The organism is Gordonia sp. SCSIO 19800 (genome assembly GCF_018132775.1).
Taxonomy (GTDB): Bacteria; Actinomycetota; Actinomycetes; order Mycobacteriales; family Mycobacteriaceae; genus Gordonia; species Gordonia hongkongensis.
This window is the reverse complement of the sequence record NZ_JAGRQM010000001.1, coordinates 447708-470806: the sequence shown is the minus strand read 5'-3', so window position 1 is coordinate 470806 and position 23099 is coordinate 447708. Positions and strand designations below refer to the sequence as shown.

The window sequence follows — 23099 nt, the reverse complement described above, 5'->3', positions numbered from 1 at the left end:
AAACTGTTGTGGGCGGACGGGTCTGACGACATTCACCTCAAGTGGTCATCGCTCCTGATATTCGCGTAGGAGCCCCTTGGAGATGATCTGTTTCTGGATCTCGCTGGTGCCCTCGCCGATCAGCAGGAAGGGCGCGTCGCGCATGAGGCGCTCGATCTCGAATTCCTTCGAGTAGCCGTAACCGCCGTGGATGCGGAAGCTGGCCTGGGTGACCTCGGCGCAGTACTCACTGCACAAGTACTTGGCCATCCCGGCGGCGACGTCGTTGCGCTCGCCGGAGTCTTTCAGTCGTGCCGCATTGACCATCATCAGGTGTGCCGCCTCGACCTTCGTCGCCATCTCGGCCAGCGAGAACGCAACGGCCTGGTGCTCGGCGATGGGTTTGCCGAAGGTGGACCGCTGCTGCGCGTACTTCACCGCGAGTTCGAAGGCGCGCTGGGCGATTCCGCAGGCGCGGGCCGACACGTTGACGCGCCCGACCTCGACGCCGTCCATCATGTGCGCGAAACCGCGGCCCGGTTCGCCGCCGAGGATGTCGGTGGCGGGCGCGCGGTAACCGTCGAAGATCAGTTCGGTGGTGTCGATGCCCTTGTAGCCCATCTTGTCCAGCTTGCGCGGGATGGTCAGGCCTGGGAGTACCTCGCCGAAGCCGGCCGGCTTCTCCACCAGGAACGTCGTGAGGTTCTTGTGCGGCTTCTCGTTGCCCTCCTCGGTACGGACAAGAGCGGCAACGAGAGTCGACGACCCGCCGTTGGTCAGCCACATCTTCTGGCCGTTGATGACGTATCCGTCGTCTCCGTCCCGCTTCGCGCTGGTCTTGATCGCCGCGACGTCGGACCCCAGTTCCGGTTCGGACATCGAGAACGCGCCGCGCACCTCGCCCGTCGCCATGCGGGGGAGGAAGCGCTGTTTCTGCTCGTCGGTCCCGTGCTGGCGGATCATGTACGCCACGATGAAGTGGGTGTTGATCACCCCCGAGACGCTCATCCATCCACGTGCGAGCTCTTCGACGCACAGCGCGTAGGTCAGCAGCGACTCGCCGAGTCCGCCGTACTCCTCGGGGATCATCAGGCCGAAGAGGCCCATCTCGGCCATGCCGTCGACGATGGCTTGCGGATACTCGTCGGCGTGCTCGAGTTCCTGAGCGGTGGGGATGATCTGCTTGTCGACGAACGAGCGGACGTTGGCCAGGATCTCCGTCTGGATCTCGGTGAGGCCCAGGGTCTGCGCGAGGCGGGTCATGGTGGCTGTTCTCCGAAGTCGGTCGGGGTGCGCTCGCACCGTCGGGCGGACGTGGTGCGCGACTCGCCACGCGTCCGTCTCACAGCATGCCCGGCGGCGGCCCGGCGAAGTAGTCGCGGTGAACTAAGGGAGCGATAGCGCGAGCCAATGGCTCTCGGGTGCGCCACCGGCGCCTATCGATCCGATAGCCATCGCCGATGACCCCTCTCGCATCGCCGTGTCCTCAACACATAGGCAGCGACAGTCAGGTCGTTCGCCGAGCGAACGTTGTCAGAGGGGTTCGACCCTGGTTTGAATCGGAACGGATGTGAGCCATAACACTGACGGAGCGCATCGCAACCCAGATCACTCGGCTGGAAGAGGTAATGCCATGACGGTCTCCACCGCCTCCGGATCAGGAGCCGGCGACAAGCCCGGGTCAGCGGCGCGCACGGGACCCGATGGTCCCGCCCACACCGTCGACTTCGAAGCGGCCCAGACGCCGCGTGGTCTCGGCCCGCGCGGCGAATCACGCGCCGGCGCCTGGGGTCTCACGGCTCTGCTGGTCAGCCTCTACGTGATCAACTACGCCGACAAGGCGGTGCTGGGCATCATCGCGCAACCCTCGCGAGGAGCTGGGTCTGAGCTCCTCGCAGATCGGTCTCGTCGGCAGCCTGTTCTTCCTCACGTTCACGATCGGCGGCTTCTTCGCGGGACTGCTCAACCGCTGGATGACCCTGCGCTGGTCGCTGGTCGCTGGTCCTCCTGGCCCTGTGCTGGGCCGCGGCCATGCTCCCCATGGTGGTCGTGGCGTCGTTCGCGGTCCTCGTCCTCAGTCGGCTGTTCCTCGGTCTCGCCGAAGGTCCGAGCTCGGCGCTCCTGCACACCGCGGCCTACTCCTGGCATCCGCCGGCCCGGCGCGCCTTGCCCGGTGCCCTCCTCGCCGGTGCCGCGTCAATCTCGAAGATCGCGATCGCTCCGCTGCTCGCCGTGATCACAGTGAGCTTCGGGTGGCGCTGGGCACTGATCGCCCTCGCCGCCGGTGGTCTTATCTGGTGTGTCATCTGGCTCTCGACGTGGCGCAACGGCCCGTACATCGCTAGTGGGAAGACCACCGCGAGCGCCGACGCCGAACCCGCGACGCCGTGGATCTCGATCTTCCGCTCACGCACCTTCGTCACCGGCGCGCTCGTCGTGATGAGCGTATATGCGCTGGTCAGTGTCGTGCTCACGTGGTTGCCGTCGTACTTCGAAGAGGGGCTGGGCTACAGCCGCCTGCAGTCCGGGTCGATGTTCGCGTTCCCCTCGATCGTCGGCCTGCTCCTGATGGTGCTGAGTTCGATCACGAGTGACCGGATGATCTCGAAAGGGGCGACCTCGCGGATGCTGCGCATCGTCGTGCCGTCGGTCGGGGTTCTCGTCTCCGGCGTCCTGCTGTTCCTGCTGCCCTCGGTCGGCACACCGATCGTCGCGGTCGCGATCCTGTCGATCGGTTATGGATTCGCGGCCACGGTGTTCCCGCTGTTCAACGCGGCCGTCGCCGAGATCTGCCCGCCCCGGCAGACCGCCGGAACGCTGGGTGTCTTCCTGGCGATCATGGCGATCGGCGGTCTCGTCGCGCCGTACGCGACGGGTGTCATCGTCGACGCGGCCGCCACGCCGGCCGAGGGTTACGCCACCGCGTTCCAGGTGCTCGGAATCGTCGCCGCGGTGTGCGCGGTGCTCGCGCTGGTCTTCGCCGATCCCGAGCGCGATCGTGCTCGGTTGCGTCCGCACGCGCCGACCGTCGAGGCGCCACCTCGTGACTTGCGCGTCCCATAGGTAGGGCCTCATCGACTGTGAGTGTGAATCGACTTGTCTGCCAAGCGCCCCGGTGGTCGGCTCGTCTCAACGGGCGATCGGCGTCCGCCGGCGTGGTGCACGTCGGTCACAACTTCATCCCTTGCCCTGACATCGAGGAGTCCCCATGCGTGATGCAGTGATCGTCGACGCGGTCCGCGCGCCCATCGGCCGCCGCCGCGGCGCCCTGTCCGGTATCCATCCCGCCGACCTGTCCGCCCACGTACTGGAGGCGCTCGTCGAGCGGACCGGCATCGATCCGGCCGTCGTCGACGACGTCGTCTGGGGATGTGTCAGCCAAGCCGCCGAGCAGGCGGGCAATGTCGCCCGGACGGCCGTGCTCGCCGCCGGCTGGCCCGAGAGCGTCCCCGGAACCACCGTGACGCGCGCCTGCGGGTCCAGCCAGCAGGCGGTCAGCATGGCGGCCGCGGCGGTGGTGTCCGGCCAGCAGGATGTCGTGATCGCCGGCGGGGTCGAGTCGATGAGCCGGGTCCCGATGGGCAGCGCCGCACCGAATGGCGAGCATCAGCCGCCCACGGTCCTCGACCGTTACGGCGTCGACAAGTTCAGCCAGGGGATCGGCGCCGAGATGGTCGCCGCGAAATGGGGATTGGACCGCACCCGCCTCGACGAGTACTCGCTGCGCTCGCACGAACTCGCTGCGCAGGCGGCCGACCGCGGTGCGTTCGACGCCCAATTGGCGCCGATCCCGGGGGTACTCGAGGGGGACGAGGGCATCCGCCGCGGTGGGACGCTCGAATCGCTCGCCAAGCTCAAGCCGGCCTTCAGCGAGGACGGCGTGATCCACGCCGGCAACTCCTCGCAGATCTCCGACGGGTCGGGTGCCCTGCTGATCATGTCCGGCGAGACCGCGAAGTCGCACGGTCTCACGCCGATCGTCCGCATCCACACCGCGGTCGTCGCCGCCGATGACCCGGTGATCATGCTGACCGGGCCGATCCCGGCCACGGCCAAGGCGCTCAAGCGCTCGGGATTGTCGATCGACGACATCGGGGCCTTCGAGATCAACGAGGCGTTCGCCCCGGTTCCGCTTGCGTGGCAGGCAGAGACGGGTGCCGACATCGAGCGTCTCAACCCGCTCGGCGGTGCGATCGCCGTCGGTCACCCGCTCGGCGGCTCGGGCGCCATCCTCATGACGCGGCTCGTACACCACATGCGCGACAACGGCATCCGGTACGGACTGCAGTCGATGTGCGAGGCCGGTGGCATGGCCAACACCACCATCCTTGAACTGCTCTGATCCGAAAAAAGCGCAGCACCGCTGGCCCTCCTGCTCCCTGCCCTAATCCGAAAGAAGCGACCCCATCCCATTGCTCCCTGAGGTGTGAGGAGCGATAGCGACGAGCCACGAAGGGCCTGGTGAGACACGTTGCGGAGCCCTTCGTGGCTCGCTTCGCTCGCACCTCAGGGAGCAACGGGGGCTCGCTTCGCTCGCACCTCAGGGAGCAACGGGGGCTCGCTTCGCTCGCACCTCAGGGAGCCGGGGCCGGGCTCGCAAGCTCGCCCCTCAGGGGGCACGGAACAATTTCATCGAAAGGTACTGAATAACAATGAAACTCAATGGACTGTCGGTCGCGATCACCGGCGGCGCATCCGGTCTCGGGCTCGCAACTGCTCAGCGCGTCGTCGACGCCGGTGGCCTGGTCACCCTGATCGATCTGCCGACCTCGGACGGTCAGGCCGTGGCCGACGGACTCGGCGCCGCAGCGTCGTTCGCGGCCGCCGACATCACCGATCGTGAACAGTTCGCCGCCGCACTCGATGCCGCCGACGACCGAGGTGGCCTGCGCGGACTCGTGCACTGTGCCGGCGCGGGCCGGCGCATGCGCATCCTGGACAAGGAGGGCAAGGCGGGTTCGGTGGAGGACTTCGAGTTCGTCATCAAGCTCAACCTCGTCGGGTCGTTCCATGCGCTCTCGCTCGGCGCGGAACGTATCGCTCGACAGGAGCCCGTCGACGGGGAGCGGGGCGCCATCATCATGACCGCGTCGGTCGCGGCGTACGAGGGACAGATCGGGCAGATCAACTACTCGGCGTCGAAGGCGGGCATCGTCGGGATGACGCTGGTCGCCGCACGGGACCTGGCCAGCAAGCTCATCCGCGTCAACACCATCGCGCCGGGCACGATGGACACGCCGCTGCTCGCCCGGCTGCGCGACGACGTGCGCGATGCGCTCGCCGCGAGCATTCCCAATCCGGCGCGGCTCGGTAGGCCGGACGAGTTCGGTCAGCTCGCCGCGTCGATCCTGGAGAACACCTATCTCAACGGCGAAACCATTCGCCTCGACGGGGCGATCCGGATGGCGCCGCGGTAACCCGAACCCCGACACGTCCGTTCTGCTTCCCCCACAACGCCTTTCGAGAGGAATCATCGCGATGTCTGTCACGGCGCCCACCACTCTGAGCTATCCCGACGCCACGATGGCGGTGCTGCCGGCGAGTATGGCCGCCCTCTACGGCGAGCGCGCGGCCGTTGTCGACGGCGCGACGACGCTCACGTTCACCGAGCTCGACGTGCGCTCGGCCGCCGTGGCGTCGGCCCTGCGTGCGGTCGGAGTGAGCGATCGCGATGTGGTCCTGCTGTACCTGACCAACAGCGTCGAGTTCGTCGTCGCCTACTACGGATCACTCCGGGCCGGTGCGGCGGTGACCCCGGTCAATCCGTTGCAGCCCGTACCGGGTCTGCGACGTCAGATCGCGGAAACCGCTGCGGTGGTGGGTTTCACGCAGGTCGAGCAGTCCGCGCGTCTCCTGTCCGCCGCCGTCGGGACGGCGCTGACGACGGTGGTGACGGTGGACGGGGCCGCGGATGCGCCGGAGGGCATCGACTCCGTCTCCCTGGCGGAGTTCGTCGTCGGGCAGGAGACGGCCCCGCCGGTCTCGACCACGAGCGACGATGTCGCGCACCTCGCCTTCACCGGCGGCACCACGGGTGTTTCGAAGGGCGTTCGGGTCCTGCACCGCAACGTGCTCGGCAACGTCACGCAGATGATCGCCTGGCGGGCAGGTCATTCCGTGGAGGCGGGAACCGACGGTTTCCTGACCCTCACTCCCCGGTCGTCGGAGAACCCGGGGGTGGTCCCCGGGCATGCGGCGACGGTCGTCGTGTCCCCGCTGTTCCACGCGCACGCCCTCATCAACATGTCGTTCCTCCTGCTGTGCGGCGCCACGCACGTGTTCGCCGGTCGGTTCGAGCCCGGGCGGATGCTGGCCCTCATCGAGGCGCATCGGGCGTCGTACGTGACCGGGAGTCCCGCGATGTGGCATGCGCTCGCCGTGCACCCCGACGTCTCCACACGGGACCTGACCTCGGTGCGGGTGGTCTCCTCCGGCGCGGCGCCGATCGATCACGTGACCCTGGAGCAGCTCGAGAACGCGTTCCCGGCAGCGGCGATCGTGGAGGGATACGGCCTCACCGAGGCGACGTGCCTGGTGTCCTCGGCGCCCCTGACGTCCGGGGGTCGATACCGGCTCGGGAGTGTGGGTCTGCCGACGTTCGACACCCAGATCGAGATCCGCGCCGTCGACGATCCGGCCGTCGTCCTCCCGCCGGGGGAGAAGGGACAGTTGTGGGTGCGCGGCCCGCAGGTCACCGGCGGCTATCTCGATCACCCCGAGAAGACGGCCGAGCAGTTCGTCGACGGGTGGCTCGACACCGGTGACATCGCCTACCGCGACGCCGACGGGTACCTCTACATCTGCGACCGCGCCAAGGACATGCTGATCTACAAGGGCTACAACGTGTATCCGCGCGAGCTCGAGGAGATCCTGGTGACGCATCCCGACGTCGGTGCGGCGGCGGTCGTCGCCCGGGAGGCGGGTGCGGTGGGGCAGGAGCCGGTGGCCTTCCTCGTCGCCCGGGACGGTCACGTCATCGACGCCGATGCGGTGTCGGACTTCGTCGCCGCGCAGGTGTTGCCCTACAAGAAGATCCGGGACGTGTACGTGGTCGACGAGCTGCCCACCTCGGCGGCCGGCAAGGTCCAGAAGGTGGCGTTGCGGGAGCGCCTGGCGAACGCCTGACAGGGTCAGCGCCGGCGCCCGAGGCGCCGGCGCACGCGCGTGTGGTCAGCGCTGCGCGCGCTTGACCAGGTTGCGCCCGATGATGAGTCGCTGGATCTCGCTGGTGCCCTCGTACAGGCGCAGCAACCGCACCTCGCGGTAGATGCGTTCCACCGCGACATCGCGCATGTAACCGCTGCCGCCGTGGATCTGCACGGCGAGATCGGCGACCTTGCCGACCATCTCGGTGCAGAACAGCTTGGCAGCCGACGGGGCGATGCGGCGGTCGGTGTCGTCGACCCACGCCCGGGCGGCCTCGCGCACCAGTGCGCGCCCGGCCATCACCCCGGCCTGCTGGTCGGCGAGCATGGCCTGGACCAGTTGGAACTCGCCGATCGCGGTACCGCCCTGGGTGGCGGTGGCGGCCCAGGTGACCGACTCGTCGAGCGCACGCTGCGCGGTGCCCACCGAGAGAGCCGCGATGTGCACCCGGCCTCGGGCCAGGCTCATCATCGCGGCCTTGTAGCCCACGTTCTCGCTGCCGCCGACCAGTGCCGACGCCGGCACCCGCACGGCGTCGAAGTGCACGTCCGCGGTCCAGGCGCCCTCCTGGCCCATCTTGCGGTCCTTGGCGCCGACGCTGAGGCCGGCGGCGTCGGCGGGGACCAGGAACACCGCGATGCCCGTGCCGTTCTCGTCGGCCGGACGGGTACGTGCGAACACGACGAACAGATCGGCCAGCGGCGCATTGGTGATGAACCGCTTCTCGCCCGTGATCACCCAGTCGTCACCGTCGCGGACGGCCTTCGTGCGCAGTCCGGCCGGATCGGACCCGGCCCCCGGTTCGGTCAGCGCGAACGAGGCGACAACCTCGCCGGACGCGATCTTCTCCAGCCACGCGGACTTCTGCTCGTCGGTGCCGAAGTGGACGAGGACCTGGCCGGCGATGCCGTTGTTGGTGCCGAACATCGAGCGCAGCGCCAGGGATGTGTACCCGAGCTCCATCGCGAGTTCGACGTCCTGGGTCAGATCGAGGCCGAGACCGCCCCACTCCTGCGGGATGGCGTAGCCGAAAAGGCCCATGCTCTTCGCCGTCTGGCGAATGTCGTCGGGGATGGCGTCGGTGTCGAGGATCTCCTGCTCCCGCGGGACCACCACCTCGCGGACGAACTCGCGCGTCGCGGCGAGGATGTCGGCGAAGTCCTCGTCGCCCACCTCGGAGGAGGTCGTCCGCGCTGAATGCATCACTCCGGTCATGCTGTCACTCTCGCGGCCGGCGGGCGAGGGGTCCAATACGAAACCGGGATCGCTGCGATAGCCGTTGCGTATGAGCGCGGACGGGTCGATCGGGGCGGAACCTCGATAGATTTGTCCCCGCGGCACTCACCGCGGGCCCGGCGCTTCGCGACCGGTTGCCCGACGACCGTCACCCCGCCGCCCTCGAAAGGACTCCGATACATGTCATCGCACCCGCCCGCCGCCGCGTTGCTGGAGGGTCGTACGGCCGTCGTGACCGGCGGAGCCCAGGGCATCGGTTTCGAGATCGCCCGCTCGTTCGTCGACGCCGGCGCGCGAGTCGTGCTCGGTGACCTCAGCCTCGACGCCGCGCAGGCGGCCGCGGACGAGCTCGGCGGCCGCGACGTGGCCCGCGCGGTGAGGTGCGACGTCGTCGACGCGGGGGAGGTCGACGCGCTGCTCGCGGCCGCGGTCGACGGGTTCGGGGCACTCGATGTGCTGGTGAACAACGCCGGGATCACCCGGGACGCGACGATGCGCACCATGACCGAAGACGATTTCGATCAGGTCATCTCGGTGCATCTCAAAGGCACCTGGAACGGCACACGCAAGGCGGCGGCGATCATGCGCGAGGCCAAGCGTGGTGCGATAGTGAACATCTCGTCGCTGTCGGGCAAGGTCGGCATGGTCGGGCAGACCAACTACTCGGCCGCCAAGGCGGGCATCGTCGGCCTCACCAAGGCCGCGGCCAAGGAGATGGCCCATCACGGCGTGCGGGTCAACGCGATCCAGCCCGGCCTCATCCGGTCGGCGATGACCGAGGCGATGCCGCAGAAAGCGTGGGACCAGAAGATGGCGGAGATCCCGATGCGGCGCGCCGGCGAGGTCGGTGAGGTCGCGAGCGTCGCGCTGTTCCTGGCGTGTGACATGTCGTCGTACATGACGGGCACCGTCCTCGAGGTGACCGGCGGCCGTTTCATGTGACCGCCGGCCCTGCTCCACGCCTCCTCTGACACCGAAAGGTCACCCATGCGCGACGTCGTCATCTGCGAACCGGTCCGTACCCCGATCGGCCGTTACGGCGGGATGTTCAAGAATCTCACCGCCGTTGATCTCGGGGTCGCCGCGCTGACGGGGATGCTCGACCGGACCGGACTCGACCCGGAGAAGGTCGAGGACGTCATCCTCGGTCACTGTAACGGGAACAGCGAGGCGCCCGCCCTGGGACGAGTCATCGCACTCGATGCCGGGTTGCCGATCACAGTGGGCGGCATGCATATCGATCGTCGTTGCGGGTCGGGACTACAGGCCGTCATCCAGGCCGCCTACCAGGTGTCCTCGGGGGACAACGACGTCGTGGTCGCCGGCGGTGCTGAGTCGATGAGCAACGCGTCGTTCTACTCGGTGGACATGCGGTGGGGTGGGGCCCGGACCGGAATTGCCATGCACGACAGCCTCGTCCGGGCGCGCTCGACCGCCGGCGGCAAGAACTACCCGGTGCCCGGCGGCATGATCGAGACGGCCGAGAACCTGCGCAAGGACTACGAGATCTCCCGGGAAGAACAGGACGAGCTGGCTGTGGCATCGCACGAACGAGCGGTGCGGGCCCAGAAGGATGGCGTACTGGCCGAGGAGATCGTCCCGGTCACCGTGGCTTCGCGATCTGGTGATCAGGTCATCGACACCGACGAGCATCCACGCCCAGATGTCTCGGTCGAGTCGCTGTCGAAGCTGAAGCCGATCATGGGCAAGACGGATCCGGACGCGACGGTGACGGCGGGCAACGCCAGCGGTCAGAACGACGCCGCGTCGATGGCGCTCGTGACCACCCCCGAGGTCGCCGAGAAGCTGGGTCTACGCCCGCTGGTGAAGCTGGTGTCATGGGGTCTGGCCGGTGTGCCGCCGCGCACCATGGGGATCGGGCCGGTCCCCGCGACCGAGAAGGCGCTTGCCAAGGCCGGTCTGACGCTCGCCGACATCGACGTGATCGAGCTCAACGAGGCGTTCGCCGCGCAGGCACTCGCCGTCACCCGCGAGTGGGGTTTCGGCCGTTTCGGTGCCGGCGGCGATTTCGACCGCACCAACGTCAACGGCTCGGGCATCTCGCTGGGCCACCCGGTCGGCGCCACGGGCGGACGCATGCTGGCCTCCCTGGCGCGTGAACTGCACCGGCGCGAGGCCCGCTACGGCCTGGAGACCATGTGTATCGGCGGTGGCCAGGGCCTCGCCGCGGTCTTCGAACGCGTCAGCTGACCCCGAGACTCACCGGGCCCCACCTGATCCGCACCGGTGGGGCCCGGTGTTCCACCCGTTCATCCCGCAGTTTCGCGCACGAGGTCGACGAAGGCCTGACCGACGGCCGACAGCGACGGCGGGTGGAATGCGATGGCAAAGGGTCGCACCACATTCGGTTCGATCTCACGGATCACGACCGGCTCGTCGGCCGACTCCGCCACCGATCGTTCGAGTAGAGTGCCGCCGATTCCGGACTCCACCATCGGGAGCCGTTCCTCGCGGATCTCCGACAGCACGGCCAGCGGCGGGCGGACGCCCCCGACGCGGATCGCCTCCTCGAACTCGTCGGCCACCGAGTAGCCGCGTGGCACGAACACCATCGGGATCGCCGGCAGATTGTTCAGCGGGATCGGGCCCTCGGGTACGTCGGTGCCCGGCGGGTAGACGAGCACGTGTTCGTGTTCGCCGATCACGATCACCTCGAGGTCGTCGCCGGCGATGGGTAGGTGGGCGACGGCGAACTCGCAATGACCGTCCTCGATGGCCGACGCGGCCCTGGTCTCATCGCGTAACTCGCCGAGTCGCACCGAAACCCGCGGATAGGCGGCCCGGAACCGGGCGACGAGATCGACGACGGGCCCGACCGCGGTCGCGGCGAAGGCCAGGATCTCGAGGTGGCCGGTGAGTTCGTCCGCCGAGGCGGAGAGCAGATCGTCGACGGCGTCCATGTCGCGCACGATCTGTCGCGCGGGACCGACCATCGTGCGCCCGGCCGCCGACAGGACCATCCCGCGACCGATGCGGTGAAACAGCTGGACTCCGAGTTCGCGTTCGAGCGCCCGGAGTGCTTGGGACACGGTGGGTTGCGCGACACCGAGAGCCGACGCGGCCCCGCCGATGCCCTTGTTCTCGACCACCGCCAGGAAGTACTCGACCTGTCGCAATTCCATGGCGTGTCACCAATCCCGTGGTTCGGCGGGGTCCGGCGCGATCCCGCAGTGGACCTTCGCCGCGGAGATGAAGGCGAGGGCTGCCGGCGAGGGGAGCCCGGATCGCAGCACGAGACCCCACGGTCGGGTGAGTGGTGGGTCGAGCGCGAGCCGACGAAGTCCCGCAAGCTGCCGGTCGGCCACGGTGCGTGGGAGAACCGTTGCGCCCGTGCCCTTCTTGACCAGACTCCACACCGCGGACGGTAACTGGCAGTCGACCACCACGTTCTTGGCGTTGTCGTCGAGGAGTCCGCTGAGGAGTTCCGCGCTGATCGGGTCGCTGTGATCGACGACGAGTGGCAGCGAGCGCACCGCAGACTGCGGTATCGGTTCGGGCAGACCGTCGGCGAGCGTCGTCGGCGCCGCGACGATGAGTTCCTGCTCGGCCATCGGGATGGCGGTGAAGGTCGCGTGCTCGGCGGCCGAGTCCATGATCCCGATCTCGGCGTCCCCGGATCGCAACGCCGACAACACCCCGGTGGGACTGTCGGCGGAGACGACTCGAACCGACAAGCGTGGGAACCGTTCCCGGAACAGTCGGACGATGTTGACCACCGGGTCCACACTGAACGCCGCGTAGGTCACGATGTCGACGCGACCGGCGCGCAGTTCCCGAACCGCGTCGACCTTGGCCTTGGCGCGGTCGACGTCGGCCAGGATGCGCCGGGCGGCTACGTCGAGTTTGCGTCCGGCCTCGGTGAGTTCGAGGCGTCGTCCGGTGCGGTCGAACAGGGTGACGCCGAGACGTCTCTCGAGCGTGCGGATCGCCTGGGACAGCGACGGCTGTGAGATGTAGAGCGACTGGGCGGCCTTCGTGATGCCGCCGTGGTCGACCACGGCGACGAAGTAGGTCACGAGGTGCAGGTCCACCCCGGTCACTCTATCCGGCGCCGGGAGCGGACCGAGCGGGCCGAATCAGCCCGGCGCCGGGAGCGGAGCGAGCGGGCCGAATGAGTACTGCGCCCGGACCTGTCACTTGCCGGTCCAGCGCGGCGCGCGTTTCTCGGCGAAGGCGACCGCACCTTCCTTGGCGTCGTCGGAGACGAACACCGGACCGAGGAAGTCCCACTGCTTCTTGATGAGTTCGGGATCGGTGTAGCCGATCGCCATGGAGGTGACCTGTTTGGTGGCGCGGACGGCGAGGGGGCCGTTGGCGGCGATGACGGCGGCCAGTTCGCGGGCCCCGGCGAGTGCCTCGCCGGGTTCGGTGATCCGGTTGACCAGGCCGAACTGGTGGGCGCGTGCCGCGGTGAGCGGGTCGCCGGTGAGCGCGAGTTCCATGGCGAGCTGGTAGGGGAGGATCTTCGGGAGGCGTAGGAGGCCACCGGCGGCGGCGGCGAGTCCGCGCTTGACCTCGGGGATGCCGAACTTGGAGTCGTTTGCCGCGACGACGAGGTCCGCCGACAACGCGAGTTCGCATCCGCCGGCCAGCGCCCACCCCTCGACGGCGGCGATGAGGGGCTTGGTCGGCGGGGCCTCGGTGAGGCCGCCGAACCCGCGTCCGTCCAGCGCGACCTTCTCGCCGCGGGCGAAGGCCTTGAGGTCCATCCCGGCGCAGAACGTGCCACCGGCACCGGTGATGATGCCGATGGTGAGGTCGTCGCGCGAATCGAGTTCGTCGATCGCGGCGGCGATACCCTCCGACACCTCGAGATTCACGGCGTTCTTCGCCTCGGGGCGGTTGATCGTGATGACGGCGACGCCGTCGGCGAACTCGGTGAGCACGGCACTCATGGGGACTCCTGGAGTTGGTGGACGGGATGGGCGGTCAGGTGTTCTCGGATGTGGAGATCTGTTGCGGCTCAGCCGGTGTGGGCTCGCCGGCGGCAAACCAGCGGATCGGTTCCGGGGTGGTCGGATCGGTCGCCGTCTCATCGGGAACGTGGGCGTCGAGGACGCCGCGTTCCTGCAGGACGACGAGATGGGCGTGCGTCTCCCGCAACGCGAGTCGGCTGAGGGTGAGGGACAGCTCCTCGAACGGACGCGACCACGTCACCGACCGGGTGATCTCCCAGGCCGTGCTCTCCGGATACCGGGTCACGGTCGAGGCGATCTCATCGAGCCGCTCCTCGTGATGCGTGAGGAGACCGGTGACGCGGTCGCCGAGGCCTCGGAACCGGTACTCGTGGGACGGCAGCGCCTCGTGGTCACGCATCTTCTCGGTGTTGGCCAGCGAGATCAGGTAGTCGGCGAGGGGACTGTCGGTCTGCATGGGATTGGTCGAGATGTTCGGACTGATCCGCGGCAGCAGGTGGTCGCCGGTGAAGACGATGCCGGCGGTGTCGTCGGCGAAGCAGAGGTGCCCCGCGGTGTGGCCCGGGGTCCAGACGGCGCGGAGATCCCAGCCGGGGATGTCGAGCGGGGCGTCCCCGGTCAGCTCGCGGTCGACGGTCCGCCCGTCGGGCAGGCGGATGAAACCGACCAGCCCCTCGTCGGCGACCTCGGTCGGTGCGCCGAGAGCGCGGAGTTCGGATCGCGCCTGGCCGAGTTGGGTCTCCACCTCGGTATCGGAGTAGTGGCGCAGGTACCGGGAATCGTTGCGATGCATCCACAGCTCGGCGTCCACGTGCTCGAGTAGACGCGGCACGAGCCCGAAATGGTCGGGGTGCAGATGGGTCACGCCGATGGACCTGATGTCGGCGAGGTCGTGGCCGGTGGAGCGGATGCCTGCGACGAGGATGTCCCACGACTTGTCGGACGGCCAGCCGGCGTCGATCAGTGCGAGACCGCCGTCGGGCAATCCGAGGGCGTAGACCAGGACGTATCGCAACGGATTGGATCCCATGGGGACCGGGATCGACCACAGCTGCGGCCGGACCTCCTCGACCGGGGGCAACACCTTGTCGGCCCAGGCCTGCTTCTGCAGCGTGCCGGTGACCTCGATCGTGCCCATCCAGCCTCCCGCCGGGTCCGTCGCGTGGTGACACCGCTGATGATCGTTGCAGTGATCAACAGTCATCCGATCACGAGAGGCGATCGCGCTCAAGCTGGGGGCGGCTCAGACATCCTGAGGTAGGACCTATGGATCCAGGTCGGCGAGTCCGGCCGCGGCGCCGTCGCAGCTCGCCGCGACGTCGTGAACCAGTCGCCCGGCGAGTTCCGGTTGGATGAGCGGGAAGAGATGGCTCGCCCCGGGGACGATGGTCAGCGACGCGTGCTGTGCTGCCTCGACGAAACGTTGTTCGTGGACCCGGAACTGGTCTTGGCTACCGTTGACGAACATCGTTCGGCCGGGGTAGCGCCGGACCTCGCCGAGCGCGTCGAACCGCTTGATCTCGGCGACGACGTCGGCGATCGACCCCAGTGCCAGTCCGCCGATCTCCATGTCGGCGGACACCTGACGTCCCACGGCGAGGCGGGTGGCCACCTGACTGATGATCGCCGCCTGACGCGGCAGGAACGCGGTGACCGCACCGAACGTCTCGAACGGCGCGGCCAGCAGCGGACTGGGCTGCGCGGTCGCGCACATCGGGACGAGGGCCGCGACGGCTTCCGGATGGCGTCCGGCGACCGCCATCGCCACGTAGCCGCCCATCGACATCCCGGCCACGACCGCCGGCCGGCCGAACCCGCTGATCTCGGCGAGCACGGCGTCCACCGCGCCGGACATCGTGAACGTCTCGTCGCGGCGCTGCCCGTGGCCAGGGAGGTCGGGGGTGGCGACCGCGCGCCTCGGGTCGGGACCGGCCACAGCCGCCGCGACCCGGTGCAGGGTCGCGCCGCTCACGCGCAAACCGTGGACGAGGACGACGGGCGTGGGTTCGACCACCGGCGCGTCGACGGGAACGGGTGCGGGCTCGGCCATCGCACGCAGTATGCCGCCGAACGGTTCTCGACGCCGCCGGCGTCACCGACTGTTCGTCAGCGGTCTGCTTCGACGTCGGTTTGTTCGGCACCGATCTGCCCCGGCGTTCCCGCCGGTTCGCCCGGTGGGGGCACCGGTGACACGCGCCGACCGATGCCGATGCGGTCGAGGAAACCGGCGTCGTGGGAGACGACCAGCAGTGCACCGGTCCAGGCCTCTAGTGCGTCCACGAGTTGCGTGACGGTGTCGAGATCGAGGTTGTTCGTCGGCTCGTCGAGGATCAGCAGCTTGGGTGTCGGGTCACCGAGCAGTGCGTCGGCCAGTGCGACGCGCAGCCGTTCGCCGCCGGACAGTTCGGCGAGTGCGCGATCGGCGCGCGCACCCCGGAACAGGAACCGCGCGAGATGCGCCCGCACCTCCTGCGTCGAGATGTCCGGGTGAGTCCGCGCGAGGTGCTCCGCGATCGAGACGGTCGGGTCGGGGAAGGTGATCTGCTGCGGCACGAAGGCGAACGGTACGACGACGGATTCGGAGACGATCAACTCCGCGATCAGTGTCGATTTCCCGGAACCGTTGGGCCCCACCAGAGCCACCCGCTCGGGTCCGTCCAAGCGCAGGCGGTCATCGACGACGATCTGGGCGCGCGGGGCCACGTCCGGCGTCGGCACGACGATCCGCGCGGTGCGGTCGGTGCGGATGTCCTCGCGGGCCTCGTCGAGACGTGTTGCCGCAGAGGCCACGTCGTCACGATGGGCGTTGCGCAGTTTGCCCGCCGACACCTGCGCCTCGCTCCGGCGGTTGTGTGCCACGATCTTCGGCACCCGCTTCTCGCGTTCGGCCGTCGCGCCCGTCCGGGCCCGCCGATCGAGTTTGATCAACGCCTCGGTCATCTCGCGGCGCTGCTTGCGCAGATCGCCGGCGGCGGTGGCAACCGCCGCCTCGGCGGCGTCTTGTTCGGCGTCGATGATCTCGCGGTACCGGGAGTAGGGGCCGCCGAACAGCCGCACCCGACCTCGGTACAGCTCGACTGTCGTATCGACACGTTCGAGGAGTTCGAGGTCGTGACTGACCACGACCACCGTGCCAGGGAACGACTCGATGGCGTCGAAAAGCCGGGCGCGGGAGTCGATGTCCAGGTTGTTGGTCGGTTCGTCGAGGAGCAGGATCGTCGGGTCGGCGATGAGTGCGGCGACGATCGCCAGCAGGGTCGCCTCCCCGCCGGACATGGCGCCGACCGTGCGGTCGAGGTCGGGCGGCAGTCCCATCTGCTCGAGGAGTCCGATGGCACGCTCCTCGACGCCCCAGTCGTCCCCGACTGCGTCGAAGTCCTGCGGATCTACCGAACCGCTCTCGATTCGTCGTATCGCACAACGAATCTCGTCGATGCCGAGCGCTTGCGCCACGGTCGACGACGGGTCGGACTGCGGGTCCTGCACGACCACAGCGACATCGGTCGTCGACGTGTCGCCTGCGATCGTGATGCTGCCCGACGCCGGGCGTGATCGACCGGCGATCAGGCCGAGGAGGGTGGACTTGCCCGCACCGTTCGCGCCGATGAGGGAGTAGGTCTCGGCGCCCAGGGCGAGGTCGAGGTGTTCGAAGACGACTGTCCCGTCGGGCCAGGCGAACGAGACGTCGGACAGCACGATGGAAGACGGCATGAGCGCTCCTGAAGTGGGTCGGGTACACCGACAGGGCGTCGGTGGGGTCCGTCGGCGGTGCCGACGGCCGGGGCCACTTCAGTTCTTCATCGCGGTGGATCACTCCTGGCGGGTCTGGGGGGCAAGTGGTGACCACCGTAGCGGACGCGCTCGGAGTTGCCAACGGAATTAACCGCCGACGAGTCGGTTCCGGGCTCACCGCTACGGTTGGGGTATGTCATTTCTCCGCACCTCGGTGTCCAACGGCGTCGGCGAGATCGTCCTGGACCGGCCCAAGGCTCTCAATGCGTTGGACCAGAGCATGATCGACGACATGTACGTCACGCTCGGCGAATGGGGTGACGACGACGCGATCGACACCGTCCTGGTCACCTCGGCGAGCGACCGGGCGTTCTGCGCCGGAGGCGACATCCGTGCGATCCGCGAGCACGCCATCGACGGCGACCACGCCTCGATCAGCCGCTACTTCGCCGGCGAGTACCGGCTCGATCAGCTCGTCGCCGACTACCCGAAGCCCTACATCAGCCTGATCGACGGGGCGGCCATGGGCGGGGGTCTCGGGATCAGCGTGCACGGCGAGATCAGGGTCGTCACCGAGAAGGCGATGATCGCCATGCCCGAGACCGCGATCGGGTTCTTCCCCGACATCGGTTCGACCTACTTCCTGCCGCGGCTCCCGGAGGGCGTGGGCATGTGGCTCGGACTCACCGGCGCCCGGATCCGCGGTGTGGACGCGGTCGCCGTCGGACTGGCAACGCATTTCGTGTCCTCCGCCGACCTGCCGGCGGTCGCCGACAGCATCCGTTCCGGTGCCCCGCTGGCCGACGCGCTGGCCACGTCGGGGACCGAGGACACCAGCGACGTGCCGTTGCGCAAGATCGGCGAGTACTTCGCCGACGACAACGTCAACGCCATCCTCGGCGGCCTGCGCGGCGCGGTCGGCGACGACTGGGCCCAGGAGATGGTCGGTCTGCTCGAGGGTGCCTCACCCACCAGTCTGTGGGTCACCGCGGCGATGATCAGCGCCGGGGCGAGGTCGGGGATCGACGAGTGCTTCGACCGGGAACTGCATGCCGCAGAGGAGATCACGAAGACCCACGACTTCCGCGAGGGGGTGCGGGCCGTGCTCGTCGACAAGGATCGCAATCCCGAATTCGATCCGGCGCGCATCGACGACGTCGATGCCGCCGTCGTGGCCCGGATCGTCGGTGCCACCGCTGGTTGAGCCGCCTCCCCTCCTGCTCCCTGAGGTGCGAGCGAAGCGAGCCACGAAGGGTTGTGGTGAGATGCGTCGCCGACCCTTCGTGGCTCGTCGCTATCGCTCCTCGCACCTCAGGGAGCAGAGCCTCAGCACGTCGCCAGGCTGGAGACCAGCGGTTCCTCGGATCCTTCGGATTAGGGCGTGAGCTGAAACCACCCCGACAACGACACGCTGTCGGTCGAGTTGCCCTCGGACTCCGGCTGTTTCGTGGCCGACGACTCGTCGAGGTCGTAGCGGACGTCGTCGTCGGGCGCGAGCGGGTTGGCCTCGACCCGTGTCGCCGTCGGGCAGGTGAACGAGCCGGCCGCGAGTGAGCCCGACATGCCGCTCACGCTGAGCTGGCACGCGGACGAGTGGTGGTAGTCGCCGTTGATCGAGACCCCGATCTGGGCGTTGATCGGTCGTGTCAACGGCCCGACGGTCGGACGCGTCGCGCCCACCGGTGGCAACAGGCCGCCGGTCAGTTCGCTGATCAGGAACTCGATCTGCGCGCCGCCGGTGCCGGCGTCCTTGAACACGAAGAGCAGCGAGTCCGGCGGCACGTCGGGCCGCGCCGGGCCCCACCGGTCGAACTCATAGCAGTTGGGCTCGTCGGCGGGGGTGGCGCCCACCGCGGGTCCGCGTCGGGAGTCCGCCGGCGTGTCCGCGACCGCGATTCTGATGTTGCCGTGACGGAACTCGAAGTTCTGGCCACTGCGGTCGACGTTGCCCTGCGGTGGTTTCTCGGTGCAGAGCGTCGAGTCGACCGGGCGTGCGGTCGGCGCCGGCGTCGAGGTGGTGGGCGTGGACTGGGGCGGGGAGTCGGAGCCACAGGCGGTGACGAGCGACGACACCGCCGCGCACATCAGCACGGCGGCGCGCACCGGCCGTCGCCGTGCGCTCGTCGACCGGTCAGTCCGCTGCCGCGACAAGGGGTTCGAGAGTGAGGTCGGGGTGTTCCTTCTCGATGTACTGCAGGCGCCATTTGTCGCTGAAGAGCGCGAGGACGGCGCCGTCGGTGCGGGTGAAGACCTCGACGCCGCGTTGCCGATTCAGTTCGGCCGCGCTGTCGGCATCCGTGCGACGGGCGAGGGTGTAACCGAGCGGCTCGATGATGGTGTCGACGTTGTACTCGGCCTTCATCCGCGCGGTCACGACCTCGAACTGCATCGGTCCGACGGCGGCGAGCACCGGCGACGCATCACCGCGGGTGTCGTTGCGCAGGACCTGGACCACGCCTTCGCTCTCGAGCTGGTCCATGCCCTTGCGGAACTGCTTGTACTTGTCGGCGGTGGTGGCACGCAGGGTCGAGAAGTGTTCGGGCGCAAAGGACGGGATCGGCGGGAACTGCACCTTGGGGCCGTCGTAGAGAGTGTCGCCGGGCGCGAGCGCGGTCGCGTTCACCAGCCCGACCACGTCACCGGGGTAGGCGGTGTCGACCGTCGAGCGGTCGCGGCCGAAGACGGCCTGCGCATACTTGGTGGCGAACGGCTTTCCGGTCTGCGCATGGGTCACGACCATGCCGCGTTCGAACTCACCGGACACGATCCGCATGTACGCCAGGCGATCCCGGTGGCTGGAGTCCATCCCGGCCTGCACCTTGAAGACCACCGCGCTGAACGGGTCGGTCACCGGCCGGGGATCGCCTTCGACGTCGGCCCGCGGCCCGGGCGGGGGAGCGAGCTCCACGAGGACCTCGAGGAGTTGCCGCACACCGAAGTTCAGCATCGCGGACGCGAAGATCATCGGCGAGGTCTGCCCGGCGAGGAACAACTCCTGATCGTGGTCCTGGCCCATCTCGGTGAGCAGTTCGCTCTCCTCGAGTGCCGAGGTCCACTCGTCGCCCTCGCGAGCCAGCGCGTCGTCGGCGGACATGATCTCCTCGGGCGCGATCTTCGCGCCGCCCGCGGTACGTGTGAAGTGCACGTACTCGCCGGTGCGCCGGTCGAGGAGGCCGCGGAAGTCGCCGGCGATGCCGACCGGGAAGAACAGCGGGGTCGGGGTGAGGCCGATGCGCTCGGTGATCTCGTCGATGAGCTCGAGGGGACTCTGCCCCGGCCGGTCCCACTTGTTGATCACCGTGATGACCGGGATGCCCCGGTGGCGACACACCTGAAAGAGTTTGAGGGTCTGCGGCTCGAGTCCCTTGGCGGCGTCGATGAGCATCACCGCAGCGTCGACCGCGGTCAGCACGCGGTAGGTGTCCTCGGAGAAGTCGGCGTGACCCGGGGTGTCGACGAGGTTGATCACGCTCGGGATCTCGGGGTCGGCCTGGGCCGCGGCCGAGTAGTTGAACTGCAGCGCCGTCGAACTGACGGAGATGCCGCGCGCCTTCTCCATCTCCATCCAGTCGGAGACGGTCGACTTACGACCGGCCTTGCCGTGGACGGCGCCGGCCTCGCTGATCATCCGCGCGTGCAGCGCCAACGCCTCGGTCATCGTCGACTTGCCGGCATCGGGGTGGGAGATGATGGCGAAGGTACGACGACGCGTCACTTCGCGACTGATCACCTCGGAACTCACGAGGTTCCAGGCTACCGGGCGTGCAGGGGGCGGCCAAACTCGCTCGCGGCGGAGTGCCGGGGCAGGTTGTGCCGGTATGCGGCACCTTGTGCCCCCGCCCAAAAACTGGGAACCCGTCACCGTTGCTGTGCGTCTGATGGTCGTGCAGCTTCCACCGGGCCTTCGGCGCCGCGTTCTCGCCCGTGACGGGGTACTGACCATGGCGGATGCGCTCGAATTCGGCCTCACGCGGTCCGCGGTCCGGCGTCGAGTCGATTGCGGAGACTGGATGCCGCGCACGCGCGGGGTGTATTTGCTCGCCGATCATCCGACGACGCCGGCCACCCGTGCGCGACTGGCAGTCGCGAGCGTGGGCCGAGGTGCGGCGCTGTCCGGATCGGGAGCGGCGTGGTGGCACGGGCTCCTCGACGAGCCGCCGAAGAAGTTCACGGTCACCGCACCGCGATCGCGGCATGGCTCTCCGGTCGAGGGCGTTCGGGTCCGGCGCCGCTGCCTCGCGGACGCGGAGGTGGTGACCCGCAAGGACTTGCTCGTGACAGCCTTGCCGCTGTCCGTGCTGGAAGCCGCACTCGAGCGCGACAGTGGAGTCCTCGACAACGCGCTGCTCGTTCGCAAGGTCTCGCTGCGCCAGCTGCGCGTCGCCGCTGATCGTCGACGTGGCAAGGAGGATGGACCCGGGATCGCGGCCCTCGTCGACGGCGTCGAATCCGGCGCGCGCTCGGTGGCGGAGCGGCTGGCTGTCGACGTGTTGAGCGCCGGAGGTGTGAGCGGTTGGTCGTGCGGTCACCCGGCCGGCGGGTACTTCATCGACCTCGCGTTCCCGGATCGGCTGTTGGCGGTGGAGATCGACGGGATGGCGTTCCACCGCGACGCGGAGACGTTCCAGCGAGACCGCCGACGCCGAAACGACCTCATCGCTTTGGGTTGGACCGTCCTCAACTTCACGTGGAGTGATCTGCGGGAGCGGCCCGACGACGTCGTGGCGCGTGTCCGCCAGGCGCTCGGCTTGCAGCACGACCGGCCGGCATGACAAATCCGGGGGCATCATGAGCCGCTGAGCGGATCAGATTGCCCCCGGACTCGATACGGCGCCCTACTCGAACGGAACCGGCGGCATGGTGACGACCTGCGCGGCGTAGGAGAGTCCGGCGCCGAAGCCGAGGAGTAGTGCGGTCTGGCCAGGCTGTGCCTTGCCGGTGGACAGCAGGTCTTCCATGGCGAGCGGGATCGAGGCGGCGCTGGTGTTGCCGGTGTACTCGATGTCCTTGGCGACGACCGCGTCGTCGCGGAGTTTGAGGTTTTTGGCGAGGAGTTCGTTGATACGGGCGTTCGCCTGGTGCGGCACGAAGACGTCGAGGTCCTCGGAACCGAGCTTCGCGGCCTCGAGGGCGCGGTGGGCGACCTTGCCCATCTCGAAGGCGGCCCAGCGGAACACCGCGGTGCCCTCCATGCGCAGGTAGGGGCGCTGGGTGCGGTCGCTGTCGAGGAAGGTGACCCAGTCGAAGTCCTGGCGGATCGCGTTGAACTGGGAGCCGTCCGAGCCCCAGATCACCGGGCCGAGCTGTTGCTGTTCGGTGGGTCCGACGACGACCGCGCCGGCCCCGTCGCCGAAGATGAAACAGTTGGTGCGGTCGGTCATGTCCATGGTCACCGAGAGTTGCTCGGCGCCGATGACCAGCACGTGGGTGGCGCTGCCGCCGCGGATCATGTCGGACGCGAGTGCCATGCCGTAGCCGAAACCGGCGCAGCCGACGGTGACGTCGAAGGCGGGCACGCCGTTGCAGCCGAGTTCGGTCGCGACCTTGGTGGCGCCGGCCGGGGTCAGCAGCAGGTGGGTGTTGGTGGCGAGGATGACGGCGTCGATGTCCGAGCCCTGGAGCAGCGCATTGGCGATCGCCTTGCGGCCGGCGTTGACCGACATCTCCATGACGCTCTCGTCGCGACGCGCGAACCGGCGCGTCTTGATTCCCGTACGGGTGTAGATCCACTCGTCGGAGGAGTCGATGTGCTGGCAGATCTCCTCGTTGGTGACGACGCGTTCGGGGCGGTACGCGCCGATGCCGAGCATGCCGATGTTGTTGATGCCAGTGGTGTCTGCGATGACCGCCATGGTGAACCCTTCCCAAAACGTGCCCGGCGAATATGTGACCCGACATACGACGGTACTCACACCGCCTCTTACTGGGAAGTAGCGGGACCCCGCCCGCAATCGTTACGGAGTCGCGGAACGCGGACCGAAGTCGTCCTCGATGAGGGGAATGCTGGTCCGCAGGTCGATCGAACACCGCCGGGGCGTCGGAAAGCGGCCAGCGGCCACGACGATCAGC

18 protein-coding genes and 1 pseudogene are annotated in these 23099 nt (G+C 68.5%); 8 read left to right on the top strand and 11 right to left on the bottom strand.

Annotated elements, in window-relative coordinates:
* Positions 1-45: 45 nt before the first annotated feature.
* On the bottom strand, positions 46-1242 hold the full coding sequence (locus KB201_RS02120; protein ID WP_068972399.1) for an acyl-CoA dehydrogenase family protein: 1197 nt from the start codon (positions 1240-1242) through the stop codon (positions 46-48).
* A 370-nt stretch (positions 1243-1612) separates the two neighbouring features.
* On the opposite strand from KB201_RS02120, the pseudogene KB201_RS02115 reads away from it, so the two are divergent.
* From KB201_RS02115 to KB201_RS02100, 4 genes and pseudogenes are all read left to right on the top strand, one after another.
* Positions 1613-3042: pseudogene (locus KB201_RS02115) on the top strand (MFS transporter).
* A 145-nt stretch (positions 3043-3187) separates the two neighbouring features.
* On the top strand, positions 3188-4321 hold the full coding sequence (locus KB201_RS02110; RefSeq protein WP_211538219.1) for a thiolase family protein: 1134 nt from the start codon (positions 3188-3190) through the stop codon (positions 4319-4321).
* Between the two features lie 310 nt (positions 4322-4631).
* Entirely contained in the window at positions 4632-5396 is a 765-nt protein-coding gene (locus KB201_RS02105; RefSeq protein WP_211538218.1) for an SDR family NAD(P)-dependent oxidoreductase, read from the top strand.
* Between the two features lie 61 nt (positions 5397-5457).
* On the top strand, positions 5458-7104 hold the full coding sequence (locus tag KB201_RS02100; RefSeq protein WP_211538217.1) for a class I adenylate-forming enzyme family protein: 1647 nt from the start codon (positions 5458-5460) through the stop codon (positions 7102-7104).
* Between the two features lie 45 nt (positions 7105-7149).
* Here KB201_RS02100 and KB201_RS02095 read toward each other — a convergent pair whose 3' ends face one another.
* The gene (locus KB201_RS02095) at positions 7150-8340 is read right to left on the bottom strand and encodes an acyl-CoA dehydrogenase family protein (RefSeq protein ID WP_211538216.1); all 1191 of its coding nucleotides are present in this window, start codon (positions 8338-8340) and stop codon (positions 7150-7152) included.
* 201 nt (positions 8341-8541) lie between these two features.
* Here KB201_RS02095 and fabG point away from each other — a divergent pair, with 201 nt between their 5' ends.
* Both fabG and KB201_RS02085 read left to right on the top strand, forming a co-directional pair.
* Positions 8542-9303 carry a 3-oxoacyl-ACP reductase FabG gene (gene fabG, locus KB201_RS02090; protein ID WP_068972403.1) on the top strand — a complete coding sequence of 254 codons (762 nt, stop codon included), beginning with the start codon at positions 8542-8544 and terminating at the stop codon, positions 9301-9303.
* Between the two features lie 45 nt (positions 9304-9348).
* Positions 9349-10572, top strand: a complete 1224-nt coding sequence (locus KB201_RS02085) for an acetyl-CoA C-acetyltransferase (protein WP_065630899.1) — start codon at positions 9349-9351, stop codon at positions 10570-10572.
* A gap of 59 nt (positions 10573-10631) precedes the next feature.
* On the opposite strand, the gene KB201_RS02080 is transcribed toward KB201_RS02085, so the two are convergent.
* From KB201_RS02080 to KB201_RS02055, 6 genes are all read right to left on the bottom strand, one after another.
* Positions 10632-11504, bottom strand: a complete 873-nt coding sequence (locus tag KB201_RS02080) for a LysR family transcriptional regulator (protein WP_058250859.1) — start codon at positions 11502-11504, stop codon at positions 10632-10634.
* Between the two features lie 6 nt (positions 11505-11510).
* Entirely contained in the window at positions 11511-12413 is a 903-nt protein-coding gene (locus KB201_RS02075; protein WP_068972417.1) for a LysR family transcriptional regulator, read from the bottom strand.
* Between the two features lie 102 nt (positions 12414-12515).
* Positions 12516-13277: a crotonase/enoyl-CoA hydratase family protein gene (locus tag KB201_RS02070; protein ID WP_211538215.1), complete on the bottom strand. Its 762-nt coding sequence runs from the start codon at positions 13275-13277 to the stop codon at positions 12516-12518.
* Positions 13278-13311: 34 nt separating this feature from the next.
* Positions 13312-14436 carry an MBL fold metallo-hydrolase gene (locus KB201_RS02065; protein WP_058250857.1) on the bottom strand — a complete coding sequence of 375 codons (1125 nt, stop codon included), beginning with the start codon at positions 14434-14436 and terminating at the stop codon, positions 13312-13314.
* A gap of 126 nt (positions 14437-14562) precedes the next feature.
* Positions 14563-15348, bottom strand: coding sequence for an alpha/beta fold hydrolase (locus KB201_RS02060; protein WP_065630903.1), 786 nt, complete (start codon positions 15346-15348; stop codon positions 14563-14565).
* 56 nt (positions 15349-15404) lie between these two features.
* Entirely contained in the window at positions 15405-17009 is a 1605-nt protein-coding gene (locus tag KB201_RS02055) for an ABC-F family ATP-binding cassette domain-containing protein (protein ID WP_068972406.1), read from the bottom strand.
* A 214-nt stretch (positions 17010-17223) separates the two neighbouring features.
* Here KB201_RS02055 and KB201_RS02050 point away from each other — a divergent pair, with 214 nt between their 5' ends.
* Complete coding sequence (locus tag KB201_RS02050; RefSeq protein WP_068972407.1) at positions 17224-18234, top strand: enoyl-CoA hydratase/isomerase family protein; 1011 nt, start codon at positions 17224-17226, stop codon at positions 18232-18234.
* A 170-nt stretch (positions 18235-18404) separates the two neighbouring features.
* Here the strand turns inward: KB201_RS02050 and KB201_RS02045 are convergent, their stop codons facing one another.
* Both KB201_RS02045 and KB201_RS02040 read right to left on the bottom strand, forming a co-directional pair.
* Entirely contained in the window at positions 18405-19133 is a 729-nt protein-coding gene (locus KB201_RS02045) for a hypothetical protein (protein WP_307848016.1), read from the bottom strand.
* 28 nt (positions 19134-19161) lie between these two features.
* Positions 19162-20772, bottom strand: coding sequence for a peptide chain release factor 3 (locus KB201_RS02040; RefSeq protein WP_211538214.1), 1611 nt, complete (start codon positions 20770-20772; stop codon positions 19162-19164).
* 142 nt (positions 20773-20914) lie between these two features.
* Here KB201_RS02040 and KB201_RS02035 point away from each other — a divergent pair, with 142 nt between their 5' ends.
* Positions 20915-21802: a DUF559 domain-containing protein gene (locus KB201_RS02035; RefSeq protein WP_211538255.1), complete on the top strand. Its 888-nt coding sequence runs from the start codon at positions 20915-20917 to the stop codon at positions 21800-21802.
* Positions 21803-21865: 63 nt separating this feature from the next.
* On the opposite strand, the gene KB201_RS02030 is transcribed toward KB201_RS02035, so the two are convergent.
* The gene (locus tag KB201_RS02030) at positions 21866-22882 is read right to left on the bottom strand and encodes a beta-ketoacyl-ACP synthase III (protein WP_004022635.1); all 1017 of its coding nucleotides are present in this window, start codon (positions 22880-22882) and stop codon (positions 21866-21868) included.
* Between the last annotated feature and the right edge of the window lie 217 nt (positions 22883-23099).